Source organism: Lentiprolixibacter sp., from assembly GCF_982873095.1.
This window is the reverse complement of the sequence record NZ_CEYNTP010000019.1, coordinates 6,513-21,117: the sequence shown is the minus strand read 5'-3', so window position 1 is coordinate 21,117 and position 14,605 is coordinate 6,513. Positions and strand designations below refer to the sequence as shown.

The following is a 14,605-nucleotide window of genomic DNA, read 5'->3' as shown; positions in this document are numbered from 1 at the left end:
ATAGGCATTCTTCATTTCACTTGTGATCCAGGTCCCTTGCTGACCCCTGCGGGGAATAGCAGCACATTGGTCAATAACCTGCTTGAAAGCAGTATTTACACGGATTTCAAAAATATCTGATTGCATTACCCTGCGCATGGTCTTGGAGATCCTGATCTTTTCCGGAAATAAAACCATCCGGGGGTCCGGGCACCACCACAATATCAGGGAGTCTTCATTGAACCAGGGAAAAATTCCATTGGAATACGCCAGGATGAGCCGTTTTGGGGACAGGTCTCCCCCCACGGCCAGAAGTCCTTCAGAATTGGCGTGTTCTACAGGCGGGAATTCAAGTTTTTCACTCAGGAAAACAAGTGGATATTGCTTTTTCTCCAAAGCTGTTTATTTTCTAATAATTTAATAAAAAGATCAGAAAATCAACGCAAGACGCTGATTGTAAAAAGAGATCAATACGGCGGACAGGATCCCGAAGACCAACCTAACAGGGTTATCAATATGGCAATGGTAAAAGGAAAATAAGTTACCATAGAAACATGGTTTCATGCAACGAAGTGAATCACTTCGTTGCAATAGCCTACCAATAACCAAACCTCTTTGAAACTGCCTTTTAGAAAGGAAGGTCGTCAAAGTCTTCTTCCTGTAGATTATCTGCAGGTTCAAAACTGTCTAAAGGTGGGGTGGGGGGCATTCCGGCTTCTGCTGAGGCCTCCTCAAGGGCTTCTATTCGCCACCCCTGAATGGAATTAAAATACTTGGTTTCCCCCTGGGGATTCACCCATTCGCGGCCTCTGAGGTTTATGCTCACCTTCACCTGTTGCCCAATAGAAAACTTGTCCAGCAAATCGGTTTTATCCTGAATGAACTCCACCAGTAGGTGTTGTGGATATTGCTCTTCCGTGGTGATTACAACTTCTCGTTTTCGGAAGCCGTTACTGCCGTAGGTTTTGGTCTCGTCAATTAATTTGATCCTTCCTTGTATCTCCATGTTTATGCGTTTGCCAATAATACTTTCCATGCGGAAAGTGTATCATTATTATTTAAATATTCCTGTGCCTTTTTATGCAGTAACTGGATATCGTCTGCACTTACAATGGCCCTTATCGCCAATTCCTGCTCAAGGAAAGTTGTCACTTCCTCGGCAGATGGAATTTGCTCTACATTACCCAATTTACCCAGATCGTTTCCGGTAAGCACGGTACTGTTCCGGATATGAACTGGAATGCTATCTACTCCAATACCTTTGGATGAGAGGGGTTTCGGCACTTCAAACATCCCCTTATTCGCTCGTGTATACCAGTTCCCACCCATACGCGCTACCTGGTCTATTTTGTGCTGGTCGATACCTCCTTTTCTATCCAAAATCCCTTTTTGTATATGTATTTTGAGCACTTCACAAAAGATCAGGTTGCCTGCTCCGCCTTCACGTCCCAGGGGCTCAACCTTGGTGACTTTGCATTCAAACTGAACCGGGGATTCAGCTACCCGGAACGGGGCCACCAGATCTGATTTCAACATGCGTAAGCCCGATTTTATGAACTCATTTTCTCCCTTTGCATATTCTGTACTGGAGAGCGACATTTGCTGCACTATGGGATAACTAACCACATTTACCACCACTTCCTTTGTTTCCAATACATTTTCCAGGGTATGCTTGGTAGTATTGTCCCGTACACGACGGGCTGGTGAAAAGATAAGAACCGGTGGGTTGGCACTGAATACATTGAAAAAACTATACGGGGAGAGATTAGGCCTTCCTTCTTTATCCACCGTACTTGCAAAGGCAATGGGCCTCGGCCCCACTGCACCCAGTAAATACCCGTGCAGTTTGGCTGTTTGCAGTTCTGATGGGATAAAGGAAATAAGCTCTTCCATGGCTCACAAAAATACATAAATTCCCGCCTAATGGAAAGCCCCCTCCATCGGAATCAGGTACAACAAATTCAGTGATTTTGAGTTATCTTTAAGGTGAATTACAATGATGGATGAATTTTAATCCCAGAAAGAAAACGTCCAACTTTATCCTGCTGTTGGCCTCCTTCATAATTGTAAGCCTTATCCTATGGAACACGAACAGTTTCTTCAAAAAATTTAAGGAAGAGGAGCGTTACAAAATGGAGATATGGGCTACTGCCCAGGCAGAATTCCTGTCCTTGCCGGCAGATGCTGATCCGGGGAACCTCCCGCTTACCATCTTCCAGAACAATACCTCCACCCCGATGATCCTGGTAAACAAGGACAGCACCTTTAAAACCAACAACATGCCGCTGGAACTGGTACAGGACACGGCCTACCTGATGAAAAAACTCAATCAGTTCAAGAGTGAGAATACCCCCATCATTATGGAAGATAAGGGCGAATACCTGGCCACCTTGTACTATGGTAACTCCGAGGTATTGAACAAACTTAAATACTACCCCATTGCCCTGATGCTTATCATATTCCTCTTCGGCGCGGTACTGTTTTTTTTCTTTAAAACAAATAAGGCGTCTGAACAAAACAAGCTCTGGGCGGGAATGGCCAAGGAAACGGCGCATCAGATTGGAACACCCCTAACATCGCTTCTTGGCTGGAACGAATTACTGAAGAACGAAAAGATCAATCCTGAAATATCAAGTGAAATAGGAAAAGACATCAGTCGCTTACAAACCATCACCGAGCGTTTTTCAAAGATTGGCTCCCTGCCAAAATTGCAGAAATGTAACCTGGTGGAAGAAACCAGAAATGCATACGACTATCTGCGGGTCAGGAGTTCCAAACTCATCCACTTTTCATTTGATTCCAGGGCCGAAAACATTCCGGTGATGCTGAACCCCTCGCTTTATAACTGGACCATTGAAAACCTCGTAAAGAATGGAATTGATGCCATGAAGGGCAAAGGCAATATCGCTATAGAAATTGTGCCAGCAGGGAAATACGTAAACGTGCTTATTTCAGACACGGGCCACGGAATTGCGCGAGGAGATTTCCAGACCATATTTAATCCGGGATATACCAGTAAAAAAAGGGGATGGGGCCTGGGGTTATCCCTGGTCAAACGCATCGTAGAAGAATATCACAAGGGACGGGTCAAGGTCCTGTCCTCAACGAAAGGGGGCACTATAATGCAAATATCACTTAAAATTCATGCTTGAATATGGCAAAAGAAAAACAAGTAGTGCTAAAACAAGCAGAGATCACCAACAATTGCCCCGAGTGCTTTAACCAGAATATGACACTCACGTTCTACCAAAAACACCGGGATTCGCGATGGTATTATCAGATCACCGGAGAAGTCTCCCACCACATGGTCTGCAACACTTGTCATTCCAGAATTTACCCTGTAAAATGGACAGATGATATTGAACGTTCTTTCGAATATTTTCAGAAGATGATCGTCCCAAAGAAGAAGAGCACAAAGCTTTCCCGGCTTAGTTATTTTCTAATCGTACTGCTACTACTGCTGATAGCCACGGGGTACTACCTCTTTACGTCAGGCATCATTGAAGTTTCGCCCTGATCCGGGATGCTATTTCTTCAAATTCTTCCGGACCCATATCGACTTTGGTGGCAAAAGTAGCATCAGACATGCTCCTCAAAGGGATTAAATGTACATGCACATGGGGTACTTCCAGTCCGATAACGGAAATCCCCACCCGTTCGCAAGGTACTGCTGCCTCAATGGCGAGGCCAACTTTACGGGAAAAGGCCATCAAACCCGAGTAGGTCTCCTCATCGAGGTCCAGAATTTTGTCCACTTCCTTTTTAGGCACACAAAGGGTATGCCCGGGAGCATTGGGATTAATGTCCAGGAAGGCATAAAAGTCTTCGTTCTCGGCAATCTTGTACGAGGGGATTTCTCCCGCTATAATCTTAGTAAATATACTGGCCATAACTCAGGACATATTGTATTAGTAACTACGGATACCTGAAAATAAAAAATCCTTTGCTAAAACGAAGCAAAGGATCTTAAATATGCATAATTAAAAGGCTATTCCCTGCTGATTTCGAGGATTTCCAGTTTCAGGGTGCCATTAGGAACTGAAATCTCAGCGATATCACCTACTTCCTTACCCAATAACCCTTTACCAATAGGAGAGGTCACTGAAATCTTCCCGGACTTGAGGTCGGCTTCACTTTCTGCGACCAGGGTATATGTCATTTCCATGCCGTTTTGTTGGTTCTTTATCTTAACTGTGGACAATACCAAAACCTTGGAAAGATCCAACTGGGATTCATCGATCAATCGGGCATTTGCAAGGGTTTCTTCCAATTTGGAAATCTTTAATTCCAGTAACCCCTGGGCTTCTTTTGCTGCATCGTATTCTGCATTTTCAGACAGGTCGCCCTTATCCCTCGCTTCGGCAATGGCCTGCGAGGCTTTAGGACGTTCCACATCGCGCAGGTGATTCAATTCTTCTCTTAAATTCTTCAAGCCTTCCGCAGTGTAATAAGATACGTTGCTCATAACTTCATTTTTTATTCCCTCGAGGGGATATTCAATCTATAATTACAACAAATCCTGCCGTAGAGCAGGATTAGATCAACTGGCCATTTTGTATGAATAGACTCAAGTACGCTTATAATAGGGGTGTAGCATCAAAATGGAGTTGTTCTAATAGGAAAATCCCCTTATTTAAAGAGGATTTAACGCAAAGATATGCATTTTTTGCTCAACTTTGTTTACCAACCTTCATTTGTTACTCCAGGAATGAATCGTCTAACAGGGATATTTCTACTATTTGTATTGCTCAGCTGTGGCAAGAATGACACTCGCAGAAACCCCTATTTACAGGAATTGAGTTTCCGAATTGAGATCAACCTGAACCTCCCCCTTTACAGCCCTTTAAACACTCCGGGGAACGCTGTATACATCAATGATATCAACGCGGGAATCCGTGGGGTATTTGTTATCAACACTGGGTTTGACCTGCTGTCCCTGGAGGCGAGCTGCCCCAACCACGTCCCTAATAGTTGTTCTACTATGGTCCTGGAGGACCAGGTTGCTACCTGTCCCTGTGAGGGTTTTGAATACAGTTTATTTTCCGGCCAGCAACTCAACCGGCCAGACGACGGGGAACGCTACTTTGATATGCTCATTTACAACACGGCAAGAAGTGGCAGTACGGTGATCATTTCCAATTGATCAGAAAGTGACCGTTGCCCCCAGCAGGAAATTTATCCCTGCCTGTGGGTAATACCCTGCGCCTTCTACTGTAGTTACTGTGCCCGGGTTGCTAAAATCGTCATCAAAGGTGAAAAAGTACCCGTTAGACACAAATTTCGCGTCGAAAATGTTATTCACCAGACCGGAAATGGTGATGGTTTTGATGAAATCATTAAGCGCGATCTGGTAGCTAAAATTAAAATCCGTCTGAGAATAGGCTTCCAGGATACTGTTTTCAGAATCGATGTTGCCCATATACTGCTCCCCAACGTACTTGGTGAGTAACGCAATCTCCAAATCTTCCCTTGGGGTCCAGGCCAGTCGGTTTCCCACGATAATCCCCGGGGAATAGGCAATATTGGTATTGCCGAGATTTTGGAGTGCCCCGTCTCGCTGAAATACAAAATCCTCATTTTTATTGGTGCTCAAAGCAATATTCGGCTGCCAGCTGAAACGGTTGCCCAACCTGATGTTGGCCTCAACTTCTATCCCCAGTCGATAACTGTCCCCCACATTGGCACGCAGCGGTGCCCCTACATCGTTCAGCTCCCCGGTTAGGACTAGCTGATCTTTGTAGCGCATGTAATACATATTGGCGTTAATCTGGAAATCAGGATTCAGGTAACGCCATCCCAATTCAAAATCATTTAATTTTTCGGGACGGGGATTCCCATTTTCATAATCGTTCCGGTTGGGTTCACGTTGTGCCACGGCATAGGAGAAATAAAGCCGGTTGTTCTGGTTAAGGGTGTAGGTAAGTCCTGCCTTGGGATTGAAAAAATTAAACGTATCGTCCACAATTCCCGTTTCATCACCATTCGCTTCATAGCCCACAGTGCGAAACTGCAGGTCACCAAAGAGCCGCCAGCGTGGGTTGAGGGCGTAATTGGTCTTGGCGAAAATATTGAAATCGGTTTTTCGAGATTCGTCCTCATAATACCGGTCACGGATAAAACTATCCGGGGCCCTGCGCGCCCAGATCACCTCTCCGAAATGGTCGCCTTTGTAGATATTATAACCCCCGCCAATTACTAAATTATAGTCTTCAGCATTTTGGGTCAGGGAAAATACAGTGCCGTAAAAATCATTATCCAGCCAGCGCCTGCGTACCAGATCAGTGGTGTTGACCAGTTCCCCGTTTATGGTTACCGGGTCAAAGCCATATGTAGCAAAATCATCGTCCTCTCGAAATTGTTCAAAATAACCACGCCCCCGTGTATAGTGAAGGGCAATATGGCTACTCCACTGACTACTCCAGTTTTCGTTCCAGTGCAGCTGGGCATGATCCTGCTTGTAGTTATCCACCTCGTTTTCATAGAACCTTGTTTCCCCGTTGTCATCGGTGTATCTCCCAGCAGGGTTAAACGTACGATCCGTGGCCAGCGTTTCGGCATCAATGCCAAACCAGGACTGGTATGTGATCTCGTGCCCTCCAAAGAGCAATCCTTTAAGTAAGGTGTTCTCATCCTTATATGCCCCCTGCAGGAAATAAGATTCCAGCTCTGAAGCGGCACGATCTACATATCCGTCTGACGTAATTCTGGATAACCTGCCGGATAACTCAAATTTGTCGTTGAGCAATCCCGTACTGAATTTTACATTGTTCCTAAGGGTATTGAAGCTCCCAAAAGAAGATGCGATCTGGGCATAGGCCTCTTCGGAAACATCATCAGTTAAGATATTCAAACTCGCCCCAAATGCTCCTGCACCATTGGTTGAAGTCCCTACCCCCCGCTGAAGCTGCAAGTTCTCTGTGGAAGAACTGAAGTCAGGCAGATTTACCCAAAACGTACCATGGGACTCCGAATCATTATAAGGAATACCGTTGATCGTAACGTTTACCCTGGTGGCATCACTGCCGCGAACACGAATGCCCGTATACCCTACCCCTGCTCCGGCATCCGAGGTGGTCACCACCGCAGGCAAAAAATTCATGAGGATGGGGATGTCCTGTCCCAGGTTACGGGGGGCAATCTCCTTCTTTTCAAGATTGGTAAAGGTGAGCGGAATCTCGCGGGTAACACGAATAGCGGACACCATGACCTCATCCAGGTCTATTTTCTTGAGTTCCAGGGAATCTTGCTGAGGTTCTTCCTGTGCATAGATGCCAAAGCAAATGACTGTAAGCAGTGATGTGATAAAAACTCTTTTCATCCGTAAAAATTTTACGAATAAAAGGGGCAATTATTCTTTGTTTTTGATTTTTCTATTCCGGAAGTTCGGAATACATCCAAATGGCGTTTTGCGCCTCCCTTCCCGGCATTACCCGGGCAGGTTCATTGGGTATAATCTCAGCCATCGGGGATTTTGACATTCTTGAATTACTGTACTCCCAACAGGTTGTTTCCCCAACAGCACCCCTTTGAGATGGTGCAAAGGTACAATAGCGGGAGAATACCTAAAAAGGATTCACCCGAATTTTTCCATAGCTACTCTTTGGGTCACCTTCTTTAGGCCAGCCCCTGATGAGCAGGTTTAAGTAAATCATTAACCGTTTTGACAGGATTAAAAGTGAGCAGTGGTACTTCCACAAAGATGGTATTCCAGAAGGCCATAGCCCCATTCCATAGTCCTGGAAGTTCAAGCGCCTTTAAGGGTTTCCCATCCTTTGTTTTCTCAGAAATAAATCCCTGGGTGGCATCAACAAAGTTGAGTAACTTGTATTTCTCACCTTTATGGTCCTTTACCCCGCATACCAAATCTACTGGATTAAAGTGTGTAGCCTCCCTGAAGATCTCCTGCTGAGCAGCGTCTTCAAGATTAACCTGGGCAGATTCTACAATTTGCAAAGAAATATTTCCATTGGGGTCAGTGACCCAATAGGGTCCCCCTCCGGGCTCCCCCTGATTTTTTACCATACCACATACACGAATGGGTCGGTTGATCTTGTCACGCAAAATATCCAACTGCTGTCCCAGACTGAATCCTCCATAATTATCAGAAAAACGCACATTGAGTTCTTCCATGAGGAAGCGCTTTATTTCCTGAACCTGTTCTCCCGTAATATCAGGTGATTCCAGAAGGCGGGCGTAATCATGGGCCTTATTCTGGACACGTAGCAGTACCCCTGCCAGCAATTTCTTGCTTTCGCCTACCTTACCAGCAATTTTAGGAACGGAAACATTGTCGATATTCTTGATAAAGATGATATCGGCTTCCTGCTCATCCAGGTTTTCGATCAATGCCCCATGTCCACCCGGACGGAATAATAGGCTGCCGTCTGAATCACGAAAAGGAGTATTTTCAGGTGTAACTGCAATAGTGTCTGTAGCGGGTTTCTGGAAAGAATAACTGACATTGAAGACCACTCCGGTTTCCTTTTCCAACTTTTCGCGGATCCCTGCGTAGGTTTGTTTAAATAGTTCTTCGTGTTGTGGGGATATTGTGAAATGCAATCGGCCCTCGTTGCCTACTGCAGCGTAATCAGCCCCCTCTCTTAGATGCTCCTCAAAAGCAGTGGCTACATGGGACGTATACTGGTGGAATGGCAATAATCCCTTAGGATAAAAACCGTAATCTAGTCCTGTTTCATCCAGCATCTCGCGGACAAAATATACCAGTGCCCTACCGGGATCTGAAAACTTTTCAGTTATCCGGTCTTTCACCTCTTTGTAAAAGGGAAATCGTTCCAAGTTCTCAACAAATACCTCTATATCGCGGTCATTTGTCCGTTGCAGGTATTCATCCAGGGTCTCCTTACCGGGATTAAAAGCCTCCAAAAAATGGAACAAGGCTTTAAACATGCGGGAAGCCGCCCCTGAAGCAGGAACGAATTTCAGAATGGAAAGAGAACCTACAGCCGAATCATATTCTTTTACGACAGTTTCAGCATCCTGTTGAGAAAAACGCAGAATTCCATCACCAACTATTGCGGCCTTTTCCAGCCGTGTGAACGGGATTCCTTCCCGGAAGGTCTGGATTTGTTGGTGTACTTTACTTTGGGATATGCCTTTTACCTCGAGTTGTTGTAAGTCCTTTTCCGAGAAGTCTATCATGGTTTTAACAGTTGATCGATATGGTTGACAGCGGTTGTGAAGCGTTCTTCTTCACTTCCCTTTAAGGTAATAAAATTACGCCTAAATTTTATCAAAGTATCCCTGAAAAACGAGAACATATGCTCCCGTTCATTAGGTTTATCACGCAGGTCATCTTTTACCCAGGGAACATCAATTCCCGTAAGCAGGTAGAGGTCATATTGGTTTTCCAGTGCGTATTTTTCCAGTACGGGATCACAATACCCTAGGTAATAGGCTTCTGAATATACTTTGGTCTCCAAAAGATCAGTATCGCAGATGAGAATCTGCTCCGCCTTCCTAGAAAACTGGTTCTCCAGTGCGATTTGTCCGACAGCAATGGGTAGTAAATCTTCAGGTTCACAGGTTTTTTGTTCCCGATCCCATTTCTTCTGAAGGTACTCCCGGGCATATTCCGGCACCCAGAGGGTGTTGTAATGTTCTGCCAACTGGGAAGCAAGGGTAGTCTTTCCGGTAGACTCCGGACCAAACAACACTACCTTAACAAGGTCTGAGGGCTCTTGTTTAAGTTTTTCTTCCATTCCAAATAGCCAAATACTGCGATCAGGGTGAACAACAGGTATTGAAAAGAGGTAAAGATAAGCCCTTTGTACAAATACAGCGGAATGGAGATAAGGTCCCCAATGATCCAGAAGGTCCAGTTTTCAAGCTTTTTCCTGGCCATCAACCACATGCCTACAAAGAATATGGCTGTGGTTACCGTATCTACGTAGGCCGTCCAACTACTGAACTTATCAAAAACCAGATAGACCAGCACTACAAATAATAAGGTGCCCGAAAAAAGGAATACAGACCATAATTTTTCCTTATTGCTGGTTCGGGTAATGGGAATGAAATGGGTGTCGTCAACCTTGCGGGTCCATACATACCAGCCATACACACTCATGGCAAAGTAGTAGGCATTGATCAGCATGTCCCCCAAAAGGCCAAATACCAGTAGAATGTAGACAAATATACCGGTACTGATGATCCCAGTTGGAAAAACCAGAATATTCTCCCGCTTGGCATACCAAACACTTAAAAAGCCAAAAACCACTCCAACCAGCTCAAGGGCGATCAGATGAGATGGCGTCCCCTCATATTGGGCAAATAACCAATCAAAAATGAGGCTCATAGCCACTGCGGTCTGATTTTACGAGTTTTATAAAAAAAAGTCCGTGTTCTGTGGACAAAAGCGCCTCCTTCATGGCAGCCTGCAGCATGGGCATTAGCCGGTCATATTCGCCATATACCTGAGTGCTGAGGGGGTTTTCCATAACTGTAAAACCCGAGTCCCTGAGTCTTTTAATAAATGCAATAATAGGTGCCTCAAAATCATCTTGCAGTGGGGATAATGTGAGTTCTACAGAAACGTGCATACTTTCAAAATTTATGTGCTGATACTGGTAGTTTTTAATATTGGTCTGCTTATTTACCGTTGAGGGCATAAACACAGGTAAAGCCCTCAAACTCAAAGAAAGCAATACCATAGCGGGTTACCTGTCCTTCGAATGTGGCTTTCCCGGAGGTGGTCCCGATGCTGAGGTCAAAGTCCGATATATCAATATGCTTGTAAAAACTGATCCCCGGAGTCGACAAGATTTTGTAAACCGATTCCTTAGCCCCCCAGAGAACGGTAAGTTTCCTGACAAGGTCCAAATCCTCACTACTGCGATCATAGTCCAGATCTGTGAACTTATGGGCAATCCTGGCAATTTTATCCCGTTGTTTTTCTATATCAATTCCTACAGGGATATGCTTGCTGATGATAATCCCGGTAAAAATATGGGAATGGGTGATGGAGATATAATTTCCGTCACTGAGATGGGGTTTCCCCAGATCATCGTAATACAGGTCCCCGTCAGTATACCCCGCATGCCTCAGCAGGTGCCTTATGCTGAGATACGCCCTTCTGTGCAGGGAAGATTTCATCCCGCTGAGCCGCTTAATACTATAAGGTTCCAGCTTCAAGTGGGCAGACAGGAAAGTCTCTTCCTCCTCTACTTTCCATAACATAATGGTTATGTGCTTGTCTACTGCTAATGTTTTGTAAAGAGGCATGGGAATAATTCAGTTATCATTACCTTTGCTGGACAAAAATCGGCTGCTCCTTGTAAGCAGCGAATGTAAAAAGAAAATTATTGATATGAGCACCAAAACCATACCCTTCATCCCTTACAAAGTAAAGGATTTGGCACTTGCCGAATGGGGAAGGAAGGAAATCACCCTGGCTGAGGCAGAAATGCCGGGATTAATGGCCCTGAGGGAAGAATATGCCAAGGAACAACCCTTAAAAGGAGCGAGGATCGCAGGCTGCCTTCATATGACGATCCAAACCGCAGTTCTTATTGAAACACTTGTTGCCCTTGGAGCAGAAGTAACCTGGAGTTCCTGCAACATCTTTTCTACGCAGGACCATGCCGCCGCTGCAATAGCCGCTGCCGGCATTCCCGTATATGCCTGGAAAGGGATGACTGAAGAGGAGTTCGACTGGTGTATTGAGCAAACTCTCTTTTTTGGGGAAGAACGCCAGCCGCTCAATATGATACTGGACGATGGCGGAGACCTTACCAATATGGTACTGGACCAGTACCCGGAGCTCACAAGTGGTATTAAGGGCCTGTCAGAGGAAACCACTACAGGGGTACACCGTCTGTACGAGCGTTTCAAAAATGGGGTGCTTCCCATGCCTGCCATCAATGTGAACGATTCTGTCACCAAGTCGAAATTTGACAACAAATACGGCTGCAAGGAAAGTGCAGTAGACGCTATAAGAAGGGCCACTGACACCATGCTTGCCGGAAAGCGCGTGGTTGTAGCAGGTTACGGAGATGTTGGAAAGGGTACAGCTGCTTCCTTCCGCGGAGCAGGCGCCATTGTAACCGTAACCGAAATTGATCCGATCTGCGCCCTGCAAGCCTGTATGGATGGCTATGAAGTGAAGCGGCTGGAGAGTGTGGTAGACAAAGCAGATATTATTGTAACGGCTACGGGGAACAAGGACATTATCCGCGAGGAACATTTCAGGAGTATGCGCGACAAAGCCATCGTTTGCAATATCGGCCATTTTGATAACGAAATTGACATGGCCTGGATCAATGGTGAGTACGGGCATACCAAAGATGAGATCAAACCCCAGGTAGACAAATATACCCTGGATGGAAAAGACATCATTATCCTGGCTGAAGGAAGGCTGGTAAACCTGGGCTGTGCTACTGGCCACCCCAGTTTTGTGATGAGTAATTCCTTTACCAACCAGGTACTTGCTCAAATCGAACTGTGGAACCACAGCGACAAATACGAGAACAAGGTATACATGTTACCCAAGCACCTTGATGAAAAGGTCGCTCAACTCCATCTGGAGCGTCTCGGAGCAGAGCTCACTGAACTCAGGAAAGATCAGGCCAGCTATATAGGTGTGAAGCCCGAAGGACCATTTAAACCGGACTATTACCGGTATTAATTACCAGAGATCTTAAAAAAAAACCCACAATGCAGATTGTGGGTTTTTAATTTTATAAAGGTTTTAATTATGCCTCAAAGGGGTCTACAGAAACAAAGGACCTACCTCCGGACTTTTTATCAAACCTAACGATCCCGTCTACCTTAGCGTGCAGGGTATGATCTTTTCCGGCATATACATTGTCACCGGCGTTGTGTTTGGTTCCTCTTTGCCTTACAATAATGTTTCCGGCAACAGCAGGTTGTCCGCCAAAGATCTTAACGCCCAGGCGTTTAGATTCCGATTCCCTTCCGTTCTTAGAACTACCTACACCTTTTTTATGTGCCATGATATTTATTTTTAAGCCGGGAACTCCCGGTCTGTTCTACTTTATTTGCTTAATACTTCAATCAGTTCAGCCTTTTTCAAAGAAGAGTACCCGCTGATGCCTTTGGCCTTGGCCATTTCCTTTAGTTCAGCCACAGTCTTGCTGCTGAGGTCAGCTACAGGTTTTTCTTTCTTGGCTTTTGGTGCAGCCTTTTTAGGAGCTGCCTTTACTGGTTTTTCTTCTTTTTTGGCTGCAGGTGCTGTCGGCTTTGCCTTTGGAGCTTCCGCTTTTTTAGCAGCGGTCTTTTTTGCTCCCTTGGCCACAATCCCTTCAATTAACAATTCGGTTAATTGCTGGCGGTGTCCATTCTTAACCCGGTAGCCTTTTCGCCTTTTTTTCTTGAAGACAATAACCTTGTCTCCTTTCAGGTGTTTAACGACTTTAGCCTCTACTGCGGCTCCGTCTATAGCCGGGGCGCCGATGGTGATGTCCTTTCCGTCTTCAAGTAAGAGAACATCGTGAAAGGTTACTTTCTTGCCTTCCTCTTCCTTAAGCCGGTGCACATATACCTTCTGGTCTTTCGCAACTTTAAATTGCTGCCCTGCTATCTCTACAATTGCATACATACGTTGACTGTTAAATCTTAGTTGTCTTTGATTTGGTTGAATACACAGAGTAGCTCCCTGGAATTCAAGCGGGTGCAAATATACTGCTTAATTGGGAATTCACAAGGCTTTTACACCAATTTTAGAAATCTTCATTTCGGATTTTTTGAGGTCTTAAATAATTGCATGAAGGCCAGGGTTAGCACCAAAGTAGTGGCGAATCCCATTACCGCAACCGTAAAAAACACAATGGCCTCGAAACTCTGGTAATCACTAAACCAGGTCGTGGAGAGCTGCTGAAGGAAATCAGGGTTGATATCTTCCGAATAAATAGCAAAAAACAAGGTGAAGATCAGTGTGGCTACAAAACCGGTTATGATGCCGGTCTTAAATCCCACACCATAGTTGAAATCCTCCTGCAGTTCGATCTTTCGGTACTTGATGGCCTCGTAAATTCCAAAGCCCGTAATCACACCATTAAAAAGACTGTAAAAAACATTGGTATGGAGGTCAACCAGCGAAAGCAGCAGGAAATATCCCACCAGGCTCCCGCTTGTGGCAATTCCAAATCGGATGGGAAGGCTAAAACGCATCATATCTTTAGTTTTTTTGGTTCTATCAACAAAATAAGAAATATGTGGTGTTTTTGATTAAATTCTTGTTAAATCCTTACCACTTACACAATAGCTGTGGGAAATTCCACCTGCAAGGCTTACATTAGCTAAGCTTTAAAAAAGAATATCACATTTTAAATCATCTAAACACTTTACGTATGAAAACACGATTTTCGTTGGCGGTACTGGCACTGTTCATGCTCGTTTCCGTCAATGGTCAACAGGTGGCCTACGAGGAGTACGACCTGGACAATGGACTGCACGTGATCCTGCATCAGGACAATACGGCGCCGGTAGTTACGACCTCGGTAATGTATCATGTGGGCGGAAAAGACCGGACCGAAGGACGCACCGGTTTTGCTCATTTGTTTGAACATCTGTTGTTCGAAGGAACCAAGAACATCCCAAAAGGCAAATGGTTCGAAATTGTTTCCTCTAACGGAGGTACCAATAATGCGAA

The 14,605-nt window shown here is 45.0% G+C and carries 19 protein-coding genes; 5 read left to right on the top strand and 14 right to left on the bottom strand.

Going from position 1 to position 14,605, the window contains the following annotated elements:
• The 3 genes from AC4E7D_RS02665 to AC4E7D_RS02655 form a co-directional block, all read right to left on the bottom strand.
• On the bottom strand, window positions 1-375 hold a 375-nt coding region (locus tag AC4E7D_RS02665; protein WP_490172263.1), incomplete at its 3' end, for a leucyl/phenylalanyl-tRNA--protein transferase.
• Window positions 376-607: 232 nt separating this feature from the next.
• Entirely contained in the window at window positions 608-985 is a 378-nt protein-coding gene (locus AC4E7D_RS02660; RefSeq protein WP_490172262.1) for a DUF3127 domain-containing protein, read from the bottom strand.
• Window positions 986-987: 2 nt separating this feature from the next.
• Entirely contained in the window at window positions 988-1,872 is an 885-nt protein-coding gene (locus AC4E7D_RS02655; protein WP_490172261.1) for a flavin reductase family protein, read from the bottom strand.
• 110 nt (window positions 1,873-1,982) lie between these two features.
• On the opposite strand from AC4E7D_RS02655, the gene AC4E7D_RS02650 reads away from it, so the two are divergent.
• Together AC4E7D_RS02650 and AC4E7D_RS02645 are read left to right on the top strand one after the other, a co-directional pair.
• Window positions 1,983-3,131, top strand: a complete 1,149-nt coding sequence (locus AC4E7D_RS02650; protein ID WP_490172260.1) for a sensor histidine kinase — start codon at window positions 1,983-1,985, stop codon at window positions 3,129-3,131.
• A 2-nt stretch (window positions 3,132-3,133) separates the two neighbouring features.
• Window positions 3,134-3,496 carry a hypothetical protein gene (locus tag AC4E7D_RS02645; RefSeq protein WP_490172259.1) on the top strand — a complete coding sequence of 121 codons (363 nt, stop codon included), beginning with the start codon at window positions 3,134-3,136 and terminating at the stop codon, window positions 3,494-3,496.
• Here AC4E7D_RS02645 and AC4E7D_RS02640 read toward each other — a convergent pair.
• The gene (locus tag AC4E7D_RS02640) at window positions 3,477-3,869 is read right to left on the bottom strand and encodes an HIT family protein (RefSeq protein ID WP_490172258.1); all 393 of its coding nucleotides are present in this window, start codon (window positions 3,867-3,869) and stop codon (window positions 3,477-3,479) included. The genes AC4E7D_RS02645 and AC4E7D_RS02640 overlap by 20 nt on opposite strands.
• Window positions 3,870-3,967: 98 nt before the next feature.
• On the bottom strand, window positions 3,968-4,444 hold the full coding sequence (gene greA, locus AC4E7D_RS02635; RefSeq protein WP_490172257.1) for a transcription elongation factor GreA: 477 nt from the start codon (window positions 4,442-4,444) through the stop codon (window positions 3,968-3,970).
• Between the two features lie 243 nt (window positions 4,445-4,687).
• Here greA and AC4E7D_RS02630 point away from each other — a divergent pair, with 243 nt between their 5' ends.
• Window positions 4,688-5,122, top strand: a complete 435-nt coding sequence (locus AC4E7D_RS02630; protein WP_490172256.1) for a hypothetical protein — start codon at window positions 4,688-4,690, stop codon at window positions 5,120-5,122.
• Here the strand turns inward: AC4E7D_RS02630 and AC4E7D_RS02625 are convergent, their stop codons facing one another.
• The 6 genes from AC4E7D_RS02625 to AC4E7D_RS02600 form a co-directional block, all read right to left on the bottom strand.
• The gene (locus AC4E7D_RS02625; protein WP_490172255.1) at window positions 5,123-7,297 is read right to left on the bottom strand and encodes a TonB-dependent receptor; all 2,175 of its coding nucleotides are present in this window, start codon (window positions 7,295-7,297) and stop codon (window positions 5,123-5,125) included.
• Between the two features lie 296 nt (window positions 7,298-7,593).
• Complete coding sequence (locus AC4E7D_RS02620) at window positions 7,594-9,138, bottom strand: DUF4301 family protein (protein WP_490172254.1); 1,545 nt, start codon at window positions 9,136-9,138, stop codon at window positions 7,594-7,596.
• Window positions 9,135-9,698 (bottom strand): AAA family ATPase, encoded by a 564-nt coding sequence (locus AC4E7D_RS02615; protein WP_490172253.1) that lies wholly within the window; start codon window positions 9,696-9,698, stop codon window positions 9,135-9,137. Before AC4E7D_RS02615 ends, AC4E7D_RS02620 begins: the two co-directional genes overlap by 4 nt.
• A complete protein-coding gene (gene pnuC, locus AC4E7D_RS02610; RefSeq protein WP_490172252.1) occupies window positions 9,653-10,291 on the bottom strand; it encodes a nicotinamide riboside transporter PnuC in 639 nt (212 codons plus the stop codon). The genes AC4E7D_RS02615 and pnuC overlap by 46 nt, the downstream gene beginning before the upstream one ends.
• Window positions 10,275-10,535, bottom strand: a complete 261-nt coding sequence (locus AC4E7D_RS02605; RefSeq protein ID WP_490172251.1) for a hypothetical protein — start codon at window positions 10,533-10,535, stop codon at window positions 10,275-10,277. The genes pnuC and AC4E7D_RS02605 overlap by 17 nt, the downstream gene beginning before the upstream one ends.
• Before the next feature lie 49 nt (window positions 10,536-10,584).
• Window positions 10,585-11,217 (bottom strand): 4'-phosphopantetheinyl transferase family protein, encoded by a 633-nt coding sequence (locus AC4E7D_RS02600; protein ID WP_490172250.1) that lies wholly within the window; start codon window positions 11,215-11,217, stop codon window positions 10,585-10,587.
• Window positions 11,218-11,302: 85 nt separating this feature from the next.
• On the opposite strand from AC4E7D_RS02600, the gene ahcY reads away from it, so the two are divergent.
• The gene (gene ahcY, locus AC4E7D_RS02595; protein ID WP_490172249.1) at window positions 11,303-12,619 is read left to right on the top strand and encodes an adenosylhomocysteinase; all 1,317 of its coding nucleotides are present in this window, start codon (window positions 11,303-11,305) and stop codon (window positions 12,617-12,619) included.
• 67 nt (window positions 12,620-12,686) lie between these two features.
• On the opposite strand, the gene rpmA is transcribed toward ahcY, so the two are convergent.
• The 3 genes from rpmA to AC4E7D_RS02580 form a co-directional block, all read right to left on the bottom strand.
• A complete protein-coding gene (rpmA, locus tag AC4E7D_RS02590; protein ID WP_490172248.1) occupies window positions 12,687-12,947 on the bottom strand; it encodes a 50S ribosomal protein L27 in 261 nt (86 codons plus the stop codon).
• 41 nt (window positions 12,948-12,988) lie between these two features.
• Window positions 12,989-13,552: a 50S ribosomal protein L21 gene (gene rplU / locus AC4E7D_RS02585; protein WP_490172247.1), complete on the bottom strand. Its 564-nt coding sequence runs from the start codon at window positions 13,550-13,552 to the stop codon at window positions 12,989-12,991.
• A gap of 131 nt (window positions 13,553-13,683) precedes the next feature.
• Window positions 13,684-14,127, bottom strand: coding sequence for a DUF4199 domain-containing protein (locus AC4E7D_RS02580; RefSeq protein WP_490172246.1), 444 nt, complete (start codon window positions 14,125-14,127; stop codon window positions 13,684-13,686).
• Window positions 14,128-14,303: 176 nt separating this feature from the next.
• Between AC4E7D_RS02580 and AC4E7D_RS02575 the strand changes: the two genes are divergently transcribed.
• Window positions 14,304-14,605: M16 family metallopeptidase (locus AC4E7D_RS02575; RefSeq protein WP_490172245.1), on the top strand; the 302-nt coding region annotated here is incomplete at its 3' end.